This is a genomic window from Pseudomonas sp. AC239 (genome assembly GCF_979258545.1).
The window spans coordinates 2,232,793-2,252,200 of sequence record NZ_OZ409864.1 but is presented as its reverse complement, the minus strand read 5'-3'; the positions used below and the strand labels follow the sequence as shown (position 1 = coordinate 2,252,200).

At 58.8% G+C, this 19,408-nt stretch carries 19 protein-coding genes, 1 tRNA gene and 2 pseudogenes; 7 read left to right on the top strand and 15 right to left on the bottom strand.

All coding sequences use genetic code 11. The features are described 5' to 3' along the window. Nucleotides 1-50: 50 nt before the first annotated feature. Nucleotides 51-126: transfer RNA gene (locus ACZ0AZ_RS10385), tRNA-Thr, on the top strand. Between the two features lie 174 nt (nt 127-300). Here the strand turns inward: ACZ0AZ_RS10385 and ACZ0AZ_RS10380 are convergent. The 4 genes and pseudogenes from ACZ0AZ_RS10380 to ACZ0AZ_RS10365 all read right to left on the bottom strand — a co-directional run bounded on the left by ACZ0AZ_RS10380 (nt 301) and on the right by ACZ0AZ_RS10365 (nt 2,079). Then, nucleotides 301-942 carry a BRCT domain-containing protein gene (locus tag ACZ0AZ_RS10380; protein ID WP_129998329.1) on the bottom strand — a complete coding sequence of 214 codons (642 nt, stop codon included), beginning with the start codon at nt 940-942 and terminating at the stop codon, nt 301-303. 234 nt (nt 943-1,176) lie between these two features. After that, nucleotides 1,177-1,275: pseudogene (locus ACZ0AZ_RS10375) on the bottom strand (helix-turn-helix domain-containing protein); the annotation flags it as partial. 165 nt (nt 1,276-1,440) lie between these two features. Then, entirely contained in the window at nt 1,441-1,866 is a 426-nt protein-coding gene (locus tag ACZ0AZ_RS10370) for a type II toxin-antitoxin system HicB family antitoxin (protein WP_039756476.1), read from the bottom strand. A 30-nt stretch (nt 1,867-1,896) separates the two neighbouring features. After that, nucleotides 1,897-2,079 carry a type II toxin-antitoxin system HicA family toxin gene (locus ACZ0AZ_RS10365; RefSeq protein WP_039757027.1) on the bottom strand — a complete coding sequence of 61 codons (183 nt, stop codon included), beginning with the start codon at nt 2,077-2,079 and terminating at the stop codon, nt 1,897-1,899. Nucleotides 2,080-2,546: 467 nt separating this feature from the next. Between ACZ0AZ_RS10365 and ACZ0AZ_RS10360 the strand changes: the two are divergent. Further along, nucleotides 2,547-2,821 (top strand): annotated as a pseudogene (locus tag ACZ0AZ_RS10360) (DUF3077 domain-containing protein). 48 nt (nt 2,822-2,869) lie between these two features. On the opposite strand, the gene ACZ0AZ_RS10355 reads toward ACZ0AZ_RS10360, so the two are convergent. Further along, nucleotides 2,870-3,535, bottom strand: a complete 666-nt coding sequence (locus tag ACZ0AZ_RS10355; protein WP_129998405.1) for an RES family NAD+ phosphorylase — start codon at nt 3,533-3,535, stop codon at nt 2,870-2,872. An 11-nt stretch (nt 3,536-3,546) separates the two neighbouring features. Next, complete coding sequence (locus ACZ0AZ_RS10350) at nt 3,547-3,957, bottom strand: MbcA/ParS/Xre antitoxin family protein (RefSeq protein ID WP_039756470.1); 411 nt, start codon at nt 3,955-3,957, stop codon at nt 3,547-3,549. A gap of 311 nt (nt 3,958-4,268) precedes the next feature. Here ACZ0AZ_RS10350 and ACZ0AZ_RS10345 point away from each other — a divergent pair, with 311 nt between their 5' ends. Continuing rightward, on the top strand, nt 4,269-5,195 hold the full coding sequence (locus ACZ0AZ_RS10345; protein ID WP_039756469.1) for a LysR family transcriptional regulator: 927 nt from the start codon (nt 4,269-4,271) through the stop codon (nt 5,193-5,195). Here the strand turns inward: ACZ0AZ_RS10345 and ACZ0AZ_RS10340 are convergent. The 9 genes from ACZ0AZ_RS10340 to ACZ0AZ_RS10300 all read right to left on the bottom strand — a co-directional run bounded on the left by ACZ0AZ_RS10340 (nt 5,112) and on the right by ACZ0AZ_RS10300 (nt 14,961). Beyond that, on the bottom strand, nt 5,112-5,429 hold the full coding sequence (locus ACZ0AZ_RS10340; protein ID WP_039756468.1) for an AzlD domain-containing protein: 318 nt from the start codon (nt 5,427-5,429) through the stop codon (nt 5,112-5,114). The genes ACZ0AZ_RS10345 and ACZ0AZ_RS10340 overlap by 84 nt on opposite strands. Beyond that, nucleotides 5,408-6,124 carry an AzlC family ABC transporter permease gene (locus ACZ0AZ_RS10335; protein WP_039756466.1) on the bottom strand — a complete coding sequence of 239 codons (717 nt, stop codon included), beginning with the start codon at nt 6,122-6,124 and terminating at the stop codon, nt 5,408-5,410. Before ACZ0AZ_RS10335 ends, ACZ0AZ_RS10340 begins: the two co-directional genes overlap by 22 nt. Further along, nucleotides 6,121-6,498 (bottom strand): GNAT family N-acetyltransferase, encoded by a 378-nt coding sequence (locus ACZ0AZ_RS10330; RefSeq protein WP_003220700.1) that lies wholly within the window; start codon nt 6,496-6,498, stop codon nt 6,121-6,123. Before ACZ0AZ_RS10330 ends, ACZ0AZ_RS10335 begins: the two co-directional genes overlap by 4 nt. A gap of 79 nt (nt 6,499-6,577) precedes the next feature. After that, entirely contained in the window at nt 6,578-7,324 is a 747-nt protein-coding gene (locus ACZ0AZ_RS10325; protein WP_039756465.1) for a 2OG-Fe dioxygenase family protein, read from the bottom strand. A gap of 231 nt (nt 7,325-7,555) precedes the next feature. Further along, entirely contained in the window at nt 7,556-8,842 is a 1,287-nt protein-coding gene (locus ACZ0AZ_RS10320; RefSeq protein ID WP_310404385.1) for an OprD family porin, read from the bottom strand. Nucleotides 8,843-9,300: 458 nt separating this feature from the next. Further along, complete coding sequence (locus tag ACZ0AZ_RS10315) at nt 9,301-9,513, bottom strand: hypothetical protein (RefSeq protein ID WP_463537326.1); 213 nt, start codon at nt 9,511-9,513, stop codon at nt 9,301-9,303. Nucleotides 9,514-9,758: 245 nt separating this feature from the next. Continuing rightward, a complete protein-coding gene (aguA, locus tag ACZ0AZ_RS10310; RefSeq protein ID WP_463537325.1) occupies nt 9,759-10,865 on the bottom strand; it encodes an agmatine deiminase in 1,107 nt (368 codons plus the stop codon). Then, nucleotides 10,865-11,743, bottom strand: a complete 879-nt coding sequence (aguB, locus tag ACZ0AZ_RS10305) for an N-carbamoylputrescine amidase (protein WP_073471536.1) — start codon at nt 11,741-11,743, stop codon at nt 10,865-10,867. The genes aguA and aguB overlap by 1 nt, the downstream gene beginning before the upstream one ends. A gap of 305 nt (nt 11,744-12,048) precedes the next feature. Next, nucleotides 12,049-14,961: an aminotransferase gene (locus ACZ0AZ_RS10300; RefSeq protein ID WP_463537324.1), complete on the bottom strand. Its 2,913-nt coding sequence runs from the start codon at nt 14,959-14,961 to the stop codon at nt 12,049-12,051. A 161-nt stretch (nt 14,962-15,122) separates the two neighbouring features. Here ACZ0AZ_RS10300 and rfbC point away from each other — a divergent pair, with 161 nt between their 5' ends. From rfbC to ACZ0AZ_RS10280, 4 genes are read left to right on the top strand one after another with little or no spacing between them, the layout of a single operon-like run. Beyond that, complete coding sequence (rfbC, locus tag ACZ0AZ_RS10295) at nt 15,123-15,668, top strand: dTDP-4-dehydrorhamnose 3,5-epimerase (RefSeq protein WP_463537323.1); 546 nt, start codon at nt 15,123-15,125, stop codon at nt 15,666-15,668. Between the two features lie 42 nt (nt 15,669-15,710). Then, nucleotides 15,711-17,519: a sensor histidine kinase gene (locus tag ACZ0AZ_RS10290; RefSeq protein ID WP_129998335.1), complete on the top strand. Its 1,809-nt coding sequence runs from the start codon at nt 15,711-15,713 to the stop codon at nt 17,517-17,519. Next, on the top strand, nt 17,516-18,898 hold the full coding sequence (locus tag ACZ0AZ_RS10285) for a sigma-54-dependent transcriptional regulator (protein ID WP_310404395.1): 1,383 nt from the start codon (nt 17,516-17,518) through the stop codon (nt 18,896-18,898). Before ACZ0AZ_RS10290 ends, ACZ0AZ_RS10285 begins: the two co-directional genes overlap by 4 nt. Then, nucleotides 18,895-19,350 (top strand): thioesterase domain-containing protein, encoded by a 456-nt coding sequence (locus ACZ0AZ_RS10280; protein WP_463537321.1) that lies wholly within the window; start codon nt 18,895-18,897, stop codon nt 19,348-19,350. Before ACZ0AZ_RS10285 ends, ACZ0AZ_RS10280 begins: the two co-directional genes overlap by 4 nt. Nucleotides 19,351-19,408 lie beyond the last annotated feature (58 nt).

Genomic DNA, 19,408 nt, shown 5'->3' with positions numbered 1-19,408 from the left:
AATTCAGGGGTTTACAGGATCTTCCCAATCGCTATAATCGTCGCCCACACGCCGGTATAGCTCAGTTGGTAGAGCAACTGACTTGTAATCAGTAGGTCCCGGGTTCGACTCCTGGTGCCGGCACCATACAAAACAAAGCCCCTGCAGAAATGCAGGGGCTTCGTTGTTTCTGAGGCGTCCATTTTTTGTGCACATGCTGGAGTCTGAAGCGAGCCTGCTCGCGATGAGGCCGCCAGAGCCACCGAAGATCGGTGGATCAAGAAATGGTGGGGCCTCCTGAAGCACTAGTAACGATACAACTCAGCCAAATAGCATCTTCTGCCAATGGCCCTCACCCACAATGGCAATCGACGCTCCCGCCTCACGCAGCTCGACGGCCTTCATGATCTTCGTTCCATAAGTGCTATGGCGCCACTGCTCGTTACCCACGCTACCAACCACCAGGTAATGCACCTTTTTACTTATGCTGCCCCCAATCAGGCCGCCGCGCTCTTCGACCAGCGCCTGGCAATCCTTACGCGGCCCAAAGGCCATGACGCCGGTAAAGACGAACATTCGGCCGTCCCAAATCAGATCGGGGACTGGTGAATTGAAAGGAAGATCCGTAGGAGTAACGGCAGCAGTACCGCCATCCTTCGGTCTCTCAATGCCCACGCCAGAGAAACTACGCAGAATGTTCAGCAGCTCTTGCGACTCATCCATGTCTAGAGCATTGTCCTGAAGCATGCACGCTAAACGCGAATACAGCAGGTTGATCACCGGATCGTTCAAATGCGCGAGATTGTCCTCCAACCACTGCTTTAGAAAAACCGCCTCAGTGATGTTCACGATACCGTCGGCTGTAATCCCAGCGGCCAACCCGACCAAAGCATCGGCGGCGCGACGATCGATACGGGATCGGTGGAAAAATTGGCTGTCCTCGAACTCATGGTGTAGATCCATTACGCGCTTTCCTTGAATAGTGCACTGGCTCGATACCGAAGCATATGCAAGCAAGTTGATGTGGTATTCAAAGCTAGCATCACTGGGCGCAGATACCGCTTTCGAAACAAGAAAAGATAGGTCTGCCCCGCTCCTGCTTGCCCTACAAAGCGAAGCTCCTACGGAAATGCAGAGGCTTTGTTAATTCTCGGGTGCGGATACTTCACCCATCTTATCTGGCGTGCCGACTGGTGGTGAAAGGGTCCCTTCGGTGACGCGTGCAGCTTTTCCAGTATTCATTTGCCGTACAGAGTCCAGCAAATCCTGCTGAAATTGTTCCTTCTCACGATCCATCGTTTATCCCTCTTACAAGTCGCTTTGGAAGGTTGCCGCCGAGCCGCTGAACTCTGCCTGTTTATCAGTAGCGAAGGCTCGAAAACGACGCAGATACCGCGTCATATTTAGACGCTGCGCGCTGAACCGCCTCATAGGGTGATCTTTCTAACGTTCAATGCTGAACTACGCCGCCTCCACCGATAAAGAAATCCGCCGCCCTAACTGCTGCAATGCGCGCTCGACATTCTCGATTTTGGAGTGGTGCAGGAAATCAACTAGTCGATCGACCTGGGGCCGTTGCACGCCGAGACGACGCGCCAGTTCGGCTTTGCTGACACCTGACTCCAATAGCGTATTCCAAAGCGCAACTTTAGCGGCAGTCAGTGCAGGGAGGCGCAACACAACATCGTTTTCCGGCTCTCCTGTGTGAGCAGTTGGGATCAACCGGCGATCATCCACATAGATGGAAAATGCCGTCTCAATCGCATCGATGGCGGTAGCCAATGCCTCCCCCAGAGTGTCGCCGACAGCGTGCATCTCTGGAATAGCAGCACAAGTCAGCCAGACGCTGCCCGGCTCTTCGTGAACATCCAAGGCGTATTCGAACATCACGCTTCCTCTCATGGATACAGCTGGGCCTCAATCCTTTAGGCCCAGCTGTTTTATTATCGTTTTTCTCAACCCTTCGCCCATTTCCTTGGCTCCGTGATCGGGAAACACAGTTGATTTGCCATTCAAGGAAACCTTGAAATGGCTGCCCTTGCCGGCTTGGAACTCAACGCCATGGGCTTTCAACCATCGCCGAAACTCGCTGTACTTCATGTGCATCACTCGCTGTTTCGGTAGAGCGAATGTGCAACATATCTGATGCATGCGCAACAAAATTGTTGCACGTGTAAATAACCGCTCAAGGCCAGCACCCGGCCATGATTGCGCACTTGCTCGTGTCGAGCTACCGTCAAACCCGTCGCTGCCAATTCAGCGACCGGGCCTGAGAACCCGCGTAAGATGCAGGCGCACCAGCGCCCCAACCCACGATTGCCGGCGCTTTTTTGTGTCCGTCTTAACGTGCAATGGCGGCTGTGCGTGGGAGACCTTCGGGTCTGCCGGGTTCCTGTATCTCCGGTTTCTCAGCCTGCGCATAGCAGCCACCCTTTCGCCTGAGAACGAAATGGCAGCTCTCATTTGAAACAGGGAGTTTCACAGATGAATGCCATCGATCCATCCGCCATCCGCCGTTTCGCGAACCCGCTCACTTCGCTTCACTTTCGTTCAAACGGTGAAGCGAAATGACCAATCTCCTCGATCTGAAATTACCCGCCTCACGCATTTTTCCTTTCAGTCCAACCAGGCGATGTTCCGTACCAACCGAGGCGTGCCGGTGGTTGCCGCTCTGTCACATGCCTCGCACCTGCTCCACATTTCAAAGCTTCTCACTGCGGACTCCACGATTTCTCGAGATCCTGATCTCCACGCCTACGCCTCGCAGTATTTGCAGGAGTTGAGCAAGGCGCTGATCGATGATGTTGTGAAGGTGCTGGATGCGCCGCCAGTCAGCCATTGACGTAAATCGTCCCACTAAGCCCTCTCGTCAATGCGAGGGCTTTTGGGCTCAAACCCGATTAATCTCAAACACAATCGAAATCTTGCGCTCGCTCGCACTCCACACATACCGCAAATGCTTCCCCTGCTTCGGAATCGAAACCGCCGGCGGCCGAAGCGCTGCAACACACTCATGCCCAGCCAATCGCACGCTGTTATAGAGCAAGCCCCACGATTCAGCGTCGCGCAGTTGCCGCGCGAATGCCTGCGAAGGGCCATAAGCTTCCGGGTCAGGCTGATGCAGGCTTTCAAAGCCATGGCGAACATCATGTAGCGGCTTAACCACTCGATTGACGTAAGTACGCATGGTCAATTCAAGATCGGCTTCCTGAGTCGCAGCAAGGAAACGCTCCTGATGAAAACAGGTCTCGGCAATCGCCGCTGCCTGGCTGCTCGCGGCGTAGTAGACGCCGAAGGTGCCGTCGCTGAAACGGCTGCGTTTGCCGACGTGGGTGAAGGCGGCCATTACCGGGCTGGAGCCGGGGCCGGACAGGCGATCTTCGAGACGTACGCGGGCGAGTACGCCGGCCTGTTCGATCAGGCGATCGTTGGTCAGCGCTTCGATGGCGTAGGCGATTTCGAGGTCTTCGGGGTCGAGCACGTCTTCGAACAGGGCAATCGGCGGGAAGCTGCTGTTGACGATGCGATACGCCCGCGGCCATGGCACATCGACCAACGCCGGGGTTTTCAACCGCGCACTCCGTCGAGGTAGCGGCGCACATCGGCGATGTCGATCACTCTCCCCGCCAGCATGTAATCCAGCGCCGTTTGGCCATTGAACGGTGCTGCGGTGTTCGGGCTGCTGACCCAGGTGTAGGCGCGTTCGCGGCTGTTGCTGAAGATGATGCTCAACGCCTTGTGAATGCCCATCAGGTACGAGATGCGCTCAAGGGTGTCGTGAGGTAAACGGATGTTGGGCGGCAGGTGCTTGTATTTGTAGAACGTGGTGTTGCCGACGCCGCCAAGTAAGGTGCGTTGCTGCTCGGCGCTGCAGCCCCAGTGCTCCATGAGATTGAAGAAAAACTTCAGCGCAACGCGGCCGGCTTCGGGGGCGTCGAGTTGTTCGCGTGGGTTTAACGCAGTAGATGAAGTTGGCATTTGGCCGCCTCCAGAGAAATCATCATGCCTTGAGGTTAGTACATATCTGTACATTTACTCAAAACTAATACACTTAGGAACAACCGTGCAGAGTGAAAAATCCATACTGCTTGCACACATTTTTTGATCTCCATCACCCCCATCCCAGCAAAAACCCCGATCCTCTGTCAGCCTCCAGCCATCGGCGGGGAAATCAATTCGCTACCAAGTCCGCGACAACTATGCTCAGGTACGGGAATATAGCCAGCATATGGCGCCGGTTCAGTCGTCTCGTAAACAACAATACCAGCCCACTTCAGAGGGCATTACCCATGGATAGCAGAACCTTACGCAACCTGATGCGCATCGTGCAGACTGGCTCGCTGTCGGCTGCAGCCGAGCATTCGTGCCTGACCGTGCAGGCATTGGCCGCACAGTTGAACAAGGTCGAAGAGCAGTTCGGTTTCCGCTTGTTTCGCCGTTCCAACAAGGGACTGACGCTGACGCCGCAAGGCACGGAGCTCACGCCCTACATCGACAAAGTGTTGATCGCCACGCGACAGATGGAAGAAAAGGTCGAGGCGCTGAAGGTGCCCGGGCAGCGGACGTTGAAGGTGGCGTTGAACAACACCCTGTCGCCTGATTTCAACCGACGCATGATCGGACGCCTGATCGAGGTGTTTCCGGATTATCAGATGGAGTTCAGCTACGCCGAGTCGATGGAAAATCTGAGTAAACTGAAGAACGAAGATTTCGACCTCGCCGTGCTGATCGGTCCGCAGCGCCCGGGCTTGCCGAGCATTGTGCTGCCGGACGTGCAGGTTCAGGTGGTTGGTGCGCATTGTGGGCAGGAAAACGATCCGCTGACGTTGCTGGGCAACAAGTTTCAGGTGCGTCCTGCGGAAGATTGTCCGTATTCCCACAGCTTTTTGCGCTTTCTCGACGCCGGGCTGGGCAATCACGAGAACGGTCAGCGCATGGTCTATTCCTGCAGCGAAACCCTGACGCTGTCGTTGATCACGCAGATGGACGCGGTGGGTATGGTCTCGCGTGAGGCCGCGCAGAAACACGGCCTGACGATATTCCCCGGCTTCGAGGATTTCCTCGAAGTGCGCCTGGCGGTGAACAATCCTGAATTGTCCCACCAGGCCCTGAACGATGTCGTCGATATGCCGCTACATGAACGAGCCGAGCGCAATGTACGCAGCCGTCCCCACCGCCACACTGAGAAAGAGGTTTTTGCTGAAATACGCACATAGCAACGTCGGAATCGCGGCATAGAATTCCGGGCGATCGAGCTGTATCTGCCGGTCCTTGATCAACAAGGGGGTCAGGCTGATCGCGGCGACGATCGCCACCGGCAGGTATTCCAGTGCCCGCGCGATAAATGGCGGCCAATGTTCGGTGTTGATTTGCAGCGGCAGTGCCCGTGGCAGGAACGTCACGGCCATCATCAGCACCACCACCAGAATCAGGAACGTTTGGTCAGGCATACACCCACTCCGCAGCCCACAAACGTGGCGATAAATACGTTGAAGGGCGAACTGCCGATCAGGCTCAGCGCGCCCATGCAGATCACGGCGGCAGCAGCGGCGATCAGTTTGTTGCGCGTGTTGCACAGCGACACCAGCACGTAGAGCATCATCGCCGTCAGCGCGTAGTCGAGCTGATACTTGATCAAGTGCGCCGCGTACTGCGCGCAGACCGCGCCGAGCAAACCTCCGAGCACCCACGAGGTGTGGCAGAACAGGTTGAAACCGATCAGATAACGCACGTTGACCGGTGCGCCGGTACCGAGCTTGACGCTGTGGAAAGCGAAGGACTCATCGGTCAGGCCACCGGCGTAAGCCCAACGCTCCATGCGGCTCAAACCCAGCGCGCGCAGGGCCTTGGCCATGTACACCGACATCAGCATGTGCCGCGCATTGATCAGGAAAGTGGTCAGCACAATGGTGGTCAGTGATGCGCCGCTGGAGATCAGCGCCAGCGCGGCGAATTGCGAAGCGCCGGCATAGACAAACAAGCACATCGCCACCGGCAGCCACATCGGCAGGCCGGCGTTGACCGCCATCAACCCGAAGACAAACGACACGGTGAAATACCCGGCGACCACCGGGCTGGCTTCGGCAAACGTGCGCGACGGCTGATGAGTCGCCATCAGCGGTGCGCTGCCGGACCTTTCATTCATAGATCCCTCTCAAATGTCCGTTCGCCGTGAGGCTCGCAAAAACCCTGGGCAGTCCAGAATCGCTTGCCCGCGAGGTTAGCATCGTCGACGAACAGAAACATCCGCAGCACGCCGACCCGCTTCATGTCGGACGATGCAGCTTCGACAAGGCGCTGTCCCACGCCTTGGCTGCGGTAGCGCGGGCTGACCGCCAGATGGTTGATCGTGCCACGACTGCCGAGCATGCCACCAAGCACCGCGCCGACGATTTCACCCTCCACATCGAACGCCAGATACGCCGTGGTGGTTTTCTGGATCAACACGCCACGCAGGCATTTGGCGTCCTGCCATTCGCAGAACGACACTTCGTCGAACTGGCGGAAGAAACGCTCCATGCGTTGCGCATCCTTGGCGGTGGCACGGCGCAGGACCACTGGCGTCGAGCACTCGACGCCGTCGATTGGGGTGATCTGATTAGCGAACAATGTCGAAAGCGGTCCCGGGCCGCGAGAAGGAAATCGCCAGAATCTGACGGTACGCCATGGCATGGGTGTGGGTGTTGCGCGCCGGGGTCACGTAATGGCGCATGTCGCGATCGAGGAAGTAGGTGGTGTCGAGAATTTCCTCGTAGGTGGTCGCCGCCAATTGATGCTCGTGGATGTCGTACAAACGGCTCTCCGCGCCATCGACGTTATTACGCCCCCAGAAGTGCACGCCGCTGAACGGATAGCCGTCGCAGTGAATGCCTTCAGGCGTGATTTCCAACTGTTTACCGGGTTTGATTTCGATGCGGATCTGATGGATCTGGCACTGCCAGATCTCATCGTGCAACTCTTCCGGCAATACACTTTTGTACACTTCGAAATCAGTGTCGATCAGGCTGCGCATCACCGGGGAAGAGATCACTTCTTCGGAAAAATCCTGAAAGTGCCGTACCACGCCACCGACGTAAGCGTTGTTCTCTTTCGATTGCACATAAGCGCGATGCTCAAGTTGCTTGAGCTCACGGGTTTTCGGGTTGTATTCAAAGTCGCTGTAACGACGGTAACGCATGCCGGCCTCGGCCTGACCGTAGTAGCTGTCAGGCTCCATGTTTTCCCAACTTTTGGTCAGTCTGACGAAGTCGGCAAAATGACCGTAGAGATTGAAGTCACCACCCTGGACGTTGACAAACTTGTCGCGCCGTAGCGATTCGCCCACTTCTCTGTTCAAAACGATCATTACCCAATTCTCCGCTGCGTTGAACGCCCTAATCTATTAGGTGGAGAATTTGCGTCCATGAGAAAGAATTTCAGGCATTTGAAGCACTGCTTGAAACGAAATCTGCAGCGCTTGAAAAACAACTTTTACATGACAAAAACATCGGTTATTTCCGGTTTCCGCTGAAAAACCGTCGAAAAAAAACCCCGAACGAATCGGGGTTTTCTCATTTTCCTTACAACGTATCGATCATCAGAAGATGTTGATCGGATAGTCCACGAATACCCGCAGCTCGTTACCGCTGACGTTGTATTCGCTGGATTTCTGCGATACGCGCAGGATCGAGCTGCGCAACTTCACGCTCAGGTCTTTGGCCGGGCCACTTTGCACGACGTACTTGAACTGGTTGAAGATCTCGCGCTCGGTACCGCCTTCGCTGGTGGAGGTGGTGATGTTGTCGCCACGCACGTAAGCGAAGTTGTAGCTCAGACCCGGAACGCCGAATGCGCCGAAGTCCAGGCCGTAGCCCAGTTGCCAGCTGCGTTCGTCTTCGGCGTTAAAATCCGACCAGTAGGAGTTGGCCAGGTAGATGGTGTTACCACCGTCACCGACACGACCCTGATCTTTCTGATAACCGCCGTAGGCATAACCCAGGTTGCTGTCACCGGTGGAACGCTGATGCGCCACGGTGAACGAGTGCGGGCCGGTGGCGAAAGTGGCTGCCAGGCTCCAGATCTTGTTGTCGTCACCGGTTACACCGTTTTCGCGGACATAGGAATTGTCCAGCTTGGTGCGGTAGCCGTTGAAGTCCAGGGTGAGGGACTGATCCTTGTTGAACGGGATCACGTAGTTGGCGTTCACGTACTGTTTCTTCAAGACGTCTTCAACGTCGGACGCGTACAGCGCGCCTTTGAAGTGTTCGGTGAACTGATAGCTACCGCCCAATACGTTGATCGCCTTCAGACCGCCGCTGTCACGGCCTTCATCGCTCTTGCGCGACTCGGCGGTGAAACGACCGGCGTTCAGTTCCAGGCCTTTGATCTCACGGGAAGTGATTAAAGTCCCGGTGTAGCTTTCCGGCAGCAGACGCACGTTGTCGTAACTCAGCACCGGCAGGGCCGGCATCTGGTCGCCGTAGGTCAACACGGTGTTGGAAACACGGAATTTGACCGCTGCGCCGCCCTTGGCGATGTCGTGGTTCGCGCGACCGTCGTTTTCCTGTCTGAAGAAGTCGATGCCTTGCGCGCCGGTGCGGCCTTTGCCGCCGTCCAGACGCAGCGCGTACAGACCAAAGGCGTCAACGCCGACACCTACGGTGCCTTGGGTGAAACCGGAAGAGAACGTTCCGATTGCCGCCTGGCCCCATTCGGCTTTGTCCGGGCGACCGTCTTTGTAATCACGATTGATGTAGGCGTTGCGCAACAGCACTTTGAGGCTGCTGTCTTCAACGAAACCCTTGGATTCGGCCTGGTCGTTAGCCATGGCCTGTGTAGCACTCAACATCCCCAGTGCGATCAGGCTGATTCGCTTGTTCAACATTTTGTTTTCCTTATTACGGGTTGAAACGCGCTGTGTCGAACGGCTGAAACGGCGCTTTTGCACTCTTGTATTCACCCCGAAACAAAAAGACCCGCCAACGCAAACGTCATGGCGGGCCTGCTCCTTGTTTTGAGTCATGGCGGTTAGCCACAGGCGTTGGGCCGAATCGTAGCCGCGCCCTGAACAGTGTGTCAATTTCAAGAATCGTCTTTAAATAGGCGAAAAACGTCTAAGAAACGTAAATTCTTAGCTGGGCGATTGCAAAAAAATGAAGTTAAGCAGGGAGTTTTGGTCTGTGTGCGAGCCTGCTCGCGAAAGCGGTGGCCAGTAAACAAGGCAGTGACAGTGCTGATGCCTTCGCGAGCGGGCTCGCTCCCACATTGAACCGAAGTGCACTAATGTCAGTGCAAAAAAAAGCGCCGCCATCCCGGCAGCGCTTTTACCAATCCCTATTGTTCCTATCCTTCCATTACATCCCACAACGCTTCCAGTTCAGCCTCGCTTAACAGGCCAGCGGGGTAGCGCTCGATCATCATCCGGCGCGGATCAGGTTGTCTGATCTGACGCGTTCCATTGGACTTCAACCAGTGCGCAACCAGCTGGAGCGATTCGCCGTTAACGGCCATGGGATGCACAGTCCGCTCGCTGACTACGTTCACTTCGGCGTTCATTTCAGCGCTCTCTCCCCGTTCATGAGCGGCTACGTTATCCAAGGTTTGTGACAGAACTGTTGAAGTTCCCCTCCCTCCCTAGTGCACCAGAAGCAATACAAGAGGTATGCCAAGGCGCGCAGATTCCCGACCAGCGCGCATGAAAAAGCCCGCGGTCCTGATGGGCCGCGGGCTTGCTTTCATGCCTGGCGAGCTAACCGTTGTGTCGCTGTTTTGCTAACCGACTCAAGCTGTTACGACTCAACTCACTCTTTGTGCGGCGCTGGCTGCTGTTGGGTAAGGCAGTGAATATTGCCGCCGCCCAGTAACAATTCGCGGCCCGGCACCATCACCACTTCATGCTGCGGGAACAGCTTCTGCAGGATTTCCCTGGCCGGCGCATCCATCGGGTCGCCAAAGCTCGGCGCGATGATGCCGCCGTTGACGATCAGAAAGTTCACGTAGGAACCGGCCAGGCGCACGGATGGATTGCGCTCCTGCGAACCGTCCACCGCATCGACTCCGGAGCATTCTTCTTCGGTCGCATACAGCGGCCCCGGAATCGGCATTTTGTGCACCGTGAACGGGCGGCCCTTGGCGTCCGCGCTGTTTTGCAGCACTTGCATTGCGGCCTGGCAGCGCGGGTAGTTCGGATCCTGCGGATCATCGGTCCATGCCAGCACCACTTCGCCCGGACGCACATAGCAGCAGAAGTTATCCACATGGCCGTCGGTTTCATCGTTGAACAAGCCATCCGGCAACCAGATGATCTTGTCCACCGACAGGTTGTCACGGAGCACCGCTTCGATTTCTTCGCGGCTCAGGTGCGGATTGCGATTGCGGTTGAGCAGGCACTCTTCGGTGGTAATCAGCGTGCCTTCGCCGTCGACGTGTATCGAACCGCCTTCAAGCACGAAACCTTCGGTGCGGTAGCGCGGGCTGCGTTCGAGTTCGAGAATCTTGCCACCGACCTGCGAATCACGGTTCCACGGCGCATACAGGCCGCCATCGAAACCGCCCCAGGCATTGAAATCCCAGTTCACACCGCGCACTTCGCCATGGTTGTTGATGACGAAGGTCGGGCCACTGTCGCGAACCCAGGCGTCGTCGCTGGACATTTCCACCACGCGGATATTCGGCACGTCGAGGCGCGCGCGGGCGTTTTCGTATTGGTCGGCGGAGACGGCAACGGTCACCGGCTCGAAGCGGGCGATGGCTTTGGCCACTGCGGCGTGCGCGGCCTGCGCCGGTTTGCCGCCCAGACGCCAGTTGTCCGGGCGCTCGGGCCAGATCATCCAGGTCTGGGTTTGTGGCGCCCACTCGGCCGGCATGTAGAAGCCATCGGCGCGTGGGGTACTTTTCAATGTGGTCATCAGGACTCCAGGGAACCGTCGAGGGTTTTCAACGCGCCGTACAGATTCGGCCGGCGGTCGCGGAATGAACCCCACGCGCTGCGAATATGTTCCAGCTCGTCGAGGTTGAACGTGTGCACAAGAATACCTTCTTCGGTTTTATTCAGCTCCTGCACTTTTTCGCCGAACTGGTTGGCGATGAATGAAGAGCCATAGAAGGTGATGTCGTAGCCGTCCTGTTCTTCGTTGCCGATGCGGTTGCTGGCGATCAGCGGCATCAGGTTGGCGCCGGCATGGCCCTGCTGCACTCGCTGCCAGTGATCGCGCGAAGAAATGGTCTTGTCGTGCGGCTCGCTGCCGATCGCGGTCGGATAAAAGAGAATTTCCGCGCCTTGCAAGGCCATGCTGCGCGCCGCTTCCGGGAACCACTGGTCCCAACAGATGCCAACGCCAATTTTCGCGTAACGGGTGTTCCATACCTTGAAGCCGGTGTCGCCCGGGTTGAAGTAATACTTTTCGTGATAGCCCGGGCCGTCGGGGATGTGGCTCTTGCGATAAATCCCGAGGTTGCTGCCGTCGGCGTCGATGATCGCGATGCTGTTGAAGCGTGCACGCCCGGCCAGTTCGTAGAAGCTGATCGGCAGCACCACTTGCAGCTCTTTGGCGATTTTCCGGAAATGCTTGATGGCGACGTTTTCTTCAACCGTCGTTGCCAGTTGCAGGTAATCCGGATTCGGCTTCTGGCAGAAATACGGCGCCTCGAACAGTTCCTGGATGAGGATGATCTGCGCGCCTTTGCCGGCGGCTTCTCGGACCAGTCTTTCAGCGGTTTCGAGGTTGGCTTCCAGGTCCCACGAACAGGCCATCTGCGTGGCGGCGACGGTAACGATACGGCTCATGAATCATCTCCGGGCTAGTGCTTTGACGGTCGAAGAATTCGACCGAAAAGAAAACGCGCGCACCGGACAAGAGATCACCATGCCGGAGCAATGGCGACTTTATAACCGATAAATATCGGCTTTAAAAGCTATAATACGGGGACCTCTCATTTTAAACGCTAAATAAGCCGATACAAATCGAACTTAAAACCGAAAAAAAATGTGGGAGCGAGCCTGCTAGCGAATGCGCTGTGTCAGTCACCGCATGTGGCGGCTGATACACAGCTTTCGCGAGCAGGCTCGCTCCCACAGGGAATGTGCCTTGCTTACAGGCCTTCGCTCAACACCCGGTCCAGCATATCGACAAAGAAATCCACACTCTGGCGCGACGTCACCATCGGTGGCTTGATCTTGAGGATGTTCAAGTCATCGCCGGTCGGCTGCATGAAAATCCCCAGCTCACGCAGACGATCACACAGCAACGCAGTCTCGGCGGTTGCCGGCTCCAGCGTATGGCGATTGCGGATCAGCTCCAGCCCGAGATAAAACCCGGAGCCGTGCACCGCGCCGACCAGCGGATGTTTATCGATCAACGTTTCCAGGCGCGCCTTGAAGTGGGCGCCGACCACCTGGGCGTTTTCCCAGAGCTTTTCTTCCTCCATCACATCGAGCACCGCCATGCCGATCTGGCAACTGACCGGACTGCCGCCCGCCGATGAGAAGAAATAACCCTCGGCCTCCAGCGCCTCGGCGATTTCCCGGCGAGTGATCACCGCGCCCAGTGGCTGGCCGTTACCCATGCCTTTGGCCATGGTGATGATGTCCGGCACCACGCCCTGCTCTTCGAAGCCCCAGAAAAAATGGCCCATGCGCCCGTAACCGACCTGCACTTCGTCAGCGATGCACACCCCGCCCTGCGCGCGGACCCTTTCATACACCTGCGGCAAATAGCCCGGCGGTAAAGAAATCCCCCCGGCATTGCCGTAGACCGGCTCGCAGATGAAACCCGCCAGTTGGCGCTTCTGCTCGGCGAGTTTCTGCAGATGATGTTCGACGCTGCGCACGTAATCCGGCGCTGAATCGACGCCACGGAATTCGCCACGATAAGTGTTCGGCGCCGGCACTGGGTGCACCCAGTCCGGGCGACTTTCCAGCGCCTTCGGGTTGTCGGCAATTGACGTCGATACCGCATCGGCACCGACCGTCCAGCCGTGATACGCCTCGAGCACGCTGATCATGTCGCGCCCGCCGCTGAAGGCCCAGGCCAGACGAATCGCCAGGTCGTTGGCCTCGCTGCCGCTGTTGACCAGAAACACCCGATCCATGCCCTTTGGCGCCAGTTTCAGCAAGCGTTCGGAAAACTCGGCGACTGCCGCATAGTTGAAGCGCGAATTGGTATTGAGCAACGACCACTGCCGTGCTGCGACCGCCGCCATCCGAGGGTGACCATGACCGAGCACGGCGACGTTGTTGAGCATGTCCAGATACGAACGGCCGTGCATGTCGATCAGGTGGTTGCGCCAGCCGCGTTCAATGCGCGGCGGGTCGACGTAATAGTGTTTTTGCGTGCGGGCAAAACTGGCGTCGCGGCGCTCGAGCAGCGTTTTCGCGTCCAGCTCCGGCTCGGCGTCGCAGGCCAACCCGAGCAAGGTCGCCGGTGACGGACACAACGCCTGCCAGGCCGGCGCACGGGACGGCGTGCAGAACAGCGGCGCGTCGAGTTCTGCTTCTCGGCACAACTGCACCAGCAGCGGCCCCGTGACCGCACCGAGTTTCTGGCCTCGATCCACTGCCACCCCATGCTCAAGAACAGGCGTCACGCCCCACAGGCGAAGGCTGAACTGTGGGCCATCGAGTTGCAGCGCACCGTTTGCCGCTTGATTCAGAACGCCGGCGAACGGCGTTTGCACTTCGCTTCCAGACGGCGCACGTAATTCGACATGCAACGCGAACGTATCCGGCTCAGTCGCGCTGTCCGGCCGAGTACGTGACAAGCGATACTGGCCATAACGCGTCGCCGCCAGCCCGTGCACCGCTGCGGCCTCTGTCAGCAAGCGCTGATCAATGCCCGGCTGCTCCCAATTGCCCGCCTCGAAGTGCGGGCTCAACACGCCCAGATCGATTAGCGCAAATTCACGCCCGACCAGTCCGGGCAACAGCGGCGCAAATTCTGCGTGATCGTTCCTCGGTAAGGTCTGGCCCACGGCAGTGAGAATCGCCGTCTCCATCAGCGCCAATGGCACCGAAGTCGCGACGCGGAAGATCTCCCACTCATGATTGAGATTGTCGCGGCTGTAGGTGTTGCCCGGATCGATGCTGACCTGCTGCTCGCCACTGAGCACCAGCACCGCCGCTCGCGCGACGATCAACGGCCAGAGCGCTTGCAGTTCTGCATAGTGCAACGGATTGACCGCGTGATAAGCCTTGATCGCCGGCAGGATGACAAACGGATCGCCATCGGCGTGATGCAGCAATGCCGCACAGGTCACCGACAGATCGGTGATACGCCAGGTGCGCACCAGATCACCGAAATCGATCACGCCCTGCAACTGCCAATGCCGCTGGGCATCCCGCGCCCAGACGACGTTGTCATCGGTGATATCCATGTGAATCGCCTGCACCGGCAGTTTGTCCAGCAACGGCTGCAAACGGCGCTCGGCCTGATCGGCAGCTGTGCTAATCACCGTACGCTGCTGCTCATCCTTGATCACTGGCAACAGATGACTGATCAACGCGCTGGCGTGACGCGCGTCCCACTGCAATGTGCGCTCAAGGCCCGGATGATCGAAACCTTCCAGGGCCAGATCCATCTCGCCACAGAGCCGGCCAAACCCGGCGATCACGTCCTGACCAAGATGATCGAAATCGGTCAACGGCTGCCCGTCGATGTATTCCAGCAATCGCACATGAACCGCTTCGCCATTGGCTTGCAGCGACAACAGGTCTTCACCATTATTGGCGGCGATCACCTGCGGCACCTTGATCGCCGAGTGCTCGGCCAGGTATTTGAGACCTGCGTGCTGGGCTTGCAGCTCCACCAGCGCGTAATCGCCACGACAGATTTTCAACACGAAGCGCCCACGCGCACTGTCAACGCGATAATTCAGATCCTGCTGGCTGCCCAGCGCCTGCAACGTGCCGCTGAGCCCGTAATGCTCGGCCAGCCATTGCAGCGCCTGCGCCTCTGAAACCTGCGGAGCGGGCAAACTGGCGCGATGAATCAACGTGGCGAGCGGCATGAGACGACCCCTGAAGTATTATTAGGCGCTTATATCGCCATTGCGTTGCTCGATACGCAACCCCCGTTCGACATTGACTACGGTATTTGCATCGGTACTCGCACCCGGTAGCACTTTGCGCAAGAATACCGGCCGTTCGCCTCGAATCTATGGAAATACTCATGAATGTAATCACCACCGACCTACCCGGTGTTCTGATCATCGAACCGAAGGTGTTTGGTGACGAGCGCGGTTTTTTCTACGAGAGTTTCAATGCCAAGGCGTTTCTGGAAGCAACCAGCCTGGATGTGCAATTTGTGCAGGACAACCATTCGCGCTCACAAAGAGGCGTATTGCGTGGCTTGCATTACCAGTTGCAGCAAACCCAGGGAAAACTGGTGCGCGTGACCGCCGGTGAGGTGCTCGATGTTGCTGTGGACATCCGCCGCAGCTCGGCGAACTTTGGTAAATGGGTGGCCGTGCGGCTGTCCGACGAGAACCATCGGCAGATGTGGGTACCCGAGGGTTTTGCCCATGGCTTTGTGGTGCTGAGCGATTACGCCGATTTTCTCTACAAGACCACCGATTTCTACTCCCCGTCAGACGAACGCGCCATTCGCTGGGACGACCCGGCAATTGGCATCGACTGGCAACTGGACGAAGCACCGACGCTATCGGCCAAGGATCAGGCGGCCGCGCTGCTCAAGGACGCTGACGTCTTCGCCTGAGGCCGGGCATAATGCGCCAGTTACCTCAGGCGCATCCGGCTAATGAAACCATCGCTTCCCCGCAGACCCCGCTGGCGCAGCCTCGCGCTGTTGGCCCTGTGCCTGGCGCCACTGCTGTGGCCGTTGGAACATCTTGCCGAACGCTATTACCGCAGCGAACTCGCCGGGCAGAACCGCCAGACCCTCGATCTCTACGTCGCCAACCTGCTCGGCACCCTGCATCGCTATGAAGTGTTGCCGCAGATTCTCGGCGATCTGCCGGCCCTGCGCGCGGTGCTCGGTGCGCCAGACGACGGCGTCACCCAAGGCAATGCCAATCGCCTGCTGAACAACATCGCCGCGCAGACCGGCGCTGAAGTCATGTACCTGATGGACACGTCCGGTCAGACGCTGGCGGCGTCGAACTGGGACAAACGCGACAGCTTCGTCGGCCGCAACTTCGCCTTCCGCCCGTATTTCAGCGAAGCCATGGCCGGGCGCCTCGGACGCTTCTTCGGCCTCGGCACCACGTCGGCCAAACGCGGATATTTCTTCGCCGCCGCTGTGCGCAACGGCGAGAAAATCATCGGTGTGCTGGTGATCAAGGTCGACCTCGACCACACCGAAAGCCTGTGGGGCAAGACGCCGGAACAACTGCTGGTGACCGACCATAACGGCGTGGTCATCCTGACGTCGCGCCCGGAATGGCGTTTTCGCGCCACCCGTGAGCTGAGTGAAACCGAGCGCGCGGCGATCGCCGCGATCCAGCCCTACCCGACCCGCGAACCCCGGCCACTGAACCTCAGTTCCGACGCTTGGCTGACGCAGACCCACGACATCGCCGAAACCGGCTGGAGCGTCAGCATCCTCGCCCCGCGTACACTGATCGATCGCCCGGTGCGCACGGTGGTCGCGATCGGCGGTGCCACACTGTTGGTGGTCATGTTGCTGGTGGGTTTGATGATGCAGCGCCGCCGCCATTATCTAGAGCGCATCGCCTTCGAGGCCAAGGCGCGCCGCGAGCTGGAGGGCCGCGTCGCCGAACGTACCAGCGACCTGGAAGGCCTCAACCGCCGTTTGAAACAGGAAGTGCTTGAGCGTGAGCACGCCCAGCAGGAGCTGGTGCGCGCTCAGGACGACTTGGTCCAGGCGGGCAAATTGTCGGCGCTGGGGACCATGTCGGCGAGCATCAGTCACGAACTCAATCAACCGCTGGCGGCGATTCGCAGTTATGCGGAGAACGCCGAAGTGTTGCTCGACCATCAGCGCACCGAGGACGCCCGAGGCAACCTCAAGCTGATCAGCGAACTGACCGGGCGCATGGCCTCGATCATCGCCCACCTGCGCGCCTTCGCCCGCCGTGATCGCCACGCACCGGAAAGCGTTGCCCTGCAACCGGCGCTGGACGATGCGCTGGCATTGCTGGCCAAACGTCGGCGCAGCATGGAAGTCGAATTGATCCGCGACTTGCCCGCCGCCACGCTGTGGGTGGAGGCAGGCGAAACCCGTTTGCGCCAAGTGCTGGGCAATCTGCTGGCCAATGCTCTCGATGCCCTGACCGAAAAAGGTCCGCCGCGCAAATTGTGGTTGAGTGCCGAAGCCACCGCCGACGGCGTCAATCTGTACATTCGCGACAACGGTCCCGGGTTCTGCATGGAAGCCCTTGGCCGCGCCAGCGAGCCCTTTTACACCACCAAGACCCGCACCCAGGGTCTGGGCCTGGGGCTGGCGATTTGTGAAACGCTGATGCGCGCCTTTGGTGGCGAGCTGTCGTTCGCCAACCACAAGCAAGGCGGCGCCCTGATCACCCTGCGCCTGCGCGCCGGCGCGCCCGGAGTCAGCCTGCAACCGTCCGAGGACCGAAGTGCATGACCATCGACAATCGCATCCAGGTAGTGTTGATCGACGACGATCCGCACCTGCGCCAAGCCCTCGGCCAAACGCTGGATCTGGCCGGCCTGAAAATCCTGCCGCTGTCCGAAGCCAAGGGCCTGGCCGCGCAACTTGAGCGTGACTGGCCCGGCGTGGTGGTCAGCGACATCCGCATGCCGGGCATGGACGGCCTCGAACTGTTGAGCGAGTTGCATGCACAGGATCCGGAGCTGCCGGTGCTGCTGATCACCGGCCATGGCGACGTACCGCTGGCGGTGCAGGCGATGCGCGCCGGTGCTTACGATTTTCTGGAAAAACCCTTTGCCAGCGATGCGCTGCTCGACAGCGTCCGTCGCGCCCTCTCGCTACGGCGTCTGGTGCTGGACAACCGCAGCCTGCGTCTGGCGTTGAGCGACCGCAACGAACTGAGCGCGCGACTGGTCGGCCATTCGACGCCAATGCTGCGCCTGCGTGAGCAGATCGGTGCGCTGGCGGCGACCAAGGCCGATGTGCTGATCCTCGGCGAAACCGGTGCCGGCAAAGAAGTCGTGGCCCGCGCGCTGCACGACTTGTCGAGCCGCCGCAACGGTCCGTTCGTGGCGATCAACGCCGGCGCCCTGGCGGAGTCGGTGGTGGAAAGCGAGCTGTTCGGTCACGAACCCGGCGCCTTCACCGGCGCGCAGAAACGCCGCATCGGCAAATTCGAATTCGCCAACGGCGGCACGCTGTTTCTCGACGAAATTGAAAGCATGAGCATGGACGTGCAAGTGAAACTGCTGCGCATGCTGCAGGAGCGGGTCGTCGAACGTCTGGGCGGCAATCAGTTGATCCCGCTGGACATCCGCGTCATCGCCGCGACCAAGGAAGACCTGCGTCAGGCGGCGGATCAGGGACGCTTCCGCGCCGACTTGTATTACCGCCTCAACGTCGCGCCGCTGCGCATCCCGCCGCTGCGCGAAAGGGGCGAAGACGCACTGGTGCTGTTCCAGCACTACGCCGATGAAGCCAGCGCCCGCCACGGCTTGCCGCCCCACGAACTGCAACCGGCACACCGCGCCTTGCTGCTGCGCCACACCTGGCCGGGCAACGTGCGCGAACTGCAAAATGCTGCCGAACGCTTCGCCCTTGGGCTTGAGCTGGCACTGGACAACAGCGCTGATGGCAGCGGCGGCACGCCTGTCGAAGTGGTCAGTGGCGGCCTCAGCGAGCAAGTGGAAAACTTCGAGAAATCGCTGATCGCCGCCGAATTGGCGCGCTCGCACAGCTCGGTGCGCAGCCTTGCCGAAGCCTTGGGCATTCCGCGCAAGACCCTGCATGACAAACTGCGCAAACACGGTCTGAATTTCGGCGACAGCAGCCACGGGGAAGACAACGAATGAGCAGCGTACGCGCATACCTGCAAACGGTGCTGCATCACGACATTCCGCTGACTGCCGAGATGGGACTTGAAGTTCTCGAATGGCGGGATCAGCAACTGCGCCTGCACCTGCCGCTCGCGCCCAACGTCAATCACAAGAGCACCATGTTTGGCGGCAGCCTGTACTGTGGCGCGGTGCTGGCCGGTTGGGGCTGGTTGCATCTGCGGTTGAAGGAAGAAGGGATTACCGACGGACACATCGTCATTCAGGAAGGGCAGATCAGTTATCCGCTGCCGGTAACCGGGGACGCCGTGGCTATTTGCCCGGCGCCGGATGCGGCGATTTGGAAACGCTTTGTGGCGATGTATCGGCGTTATGGGCGAGCTCGGTTGACGCTGGATACGCGGATCCTGAATGCGGGAAGTGAGGACGTTGCGGTGAGATTTACCGGCCAGTACGTTTTGCACCGTTGAAGATCAAAAGCCCCCCTCACCCCAGCCCTCTCCCGAGGGAGAGGGCTGGGGTGAGGGG

Coding starts and splice junctions, on each gene's coding strand:
- ACZ0AZ_RS10320 (WP_310404385.1), bottom strand. CDS start 8,842: ATGTTGAACAAGCGAATCAGCCTGATCGCACTGGGGATGTTGAGTGCT.
- ACZ0AZ_RS10335 (WP_039756466.1), bottom strand. CDS start 6,124: ATGAATGAAAGGTCCGGCAGCGCACCGCTGATGGCGACTCATCAGCCG.
- aguA (WP_463537325.1), bottom strand. CDS start 10,865: ATGACCACATTGAAAAGTACCCCACGCGCCGATGGCTTCTACATGCCG.
- ACZ0AZ_RS10380 (WP_129998329.1), bottom strand. CDS start 942: ATGGATCTACACCATGAGTTCGAGGACAGCCAATTTTTCCACCGATCC.
- ACZ0AZ_RS10350 (WP_039756470.1), bottom strand. CDS start 3,957: ATGCCAACTTCATCTACTGCGTTAAACCCACGCGAACAACTCGACGCC.
- ACZ0AZ_RS10290 (WP_129998335.1), top strand. CDS start 15,711: ATGAAACCATCGCTTCCCCGCAGACCCCGCTGGCGCAGCCTCGCGCTG.
- ACZ0AZ_RS10315 (WP_463537326.1), bottom strand. CDS start 9,513: ATGAACGCCGAAGTGAACGTAGTCAGCGAGCGGACTGTGCATCCCATG.
- ACZ0AZ_RS10330 (WP_003220700.1), bottom strand. CDS start 6,498: ATGGAGCGTTTCTTCCGCCAGTTCGACGAAGTGTCGTTCTGCGAATGG.
- aguB (WP_073471536.1), bottom strand. CDS start 11,743: ATGAGCCGTATCGTTACCGTCGCCGCCACGCAGATGGCCTGTTCGTGG.
- ACZ0AZ_RS10365 (WP_039757027.1), bottom strand. CDS start 2,079: ATGAAGTACAGCGAGTTTCGGCGATGGTTGAAAGCCCATGGCGTTGAG.
- ACZ0AZ_RS10325 (WP_039756465.1), bottom strand. CDS start 7,324: ATGATCGTTTTGAACAGAGAAGTGGGCGAATCGCTACGGCGCGACAAG.
- ACZ0AZ_RS10345 (WP_039756469.1), top strand. CDS start 4,269: ATGGATAGCAGAACCTTACGCAACCTGATGCGCATCGTGCAGACTGGC.
- rfbC (WP_463537323.1), top strand. CDS start 15,123: ATGAATGTAATCACCACCGACCTACCCGGTGTTCTGATCATCGAACCG.
- ACZ0AZ_RS10280 (WP_463537321.1), top strand. CDS start 18,895: ATGAGCAGCGTACGCGCATACCTGCAAACGGTGCTGCATCACGACATT.
- ACZ0AZ_RS10370 (WP_039756476.1), bottom strand. CDS start 1,866: ATGTTCGAATACGCCTTGGATGTTCACGAAGAGCCGGGCAGCGTCTGG.
- ACZ0AZ_RS10285 (WP_310404395.1), top strand. CDS start 17,516: ATGACCATCGACAATCGCATCCAGGTAGTGTTGATCGACGACGATCCG.
- ACZ0AZ_RS10300 (WP_463537324.1), bottom strand. CDS start 14,961: ATGCCGCTCGCCACGTTGATTCATCGCGCCAGTTTGCCCGCTCCGCAG.
- ACZ0AZ_RS10340 (WP_039756468.1), bottom strand. CDS start 5,429: ATGCCTGACCAAACGTTCCTGATTCTGGTGGTGGTGCTGATGATGGCC.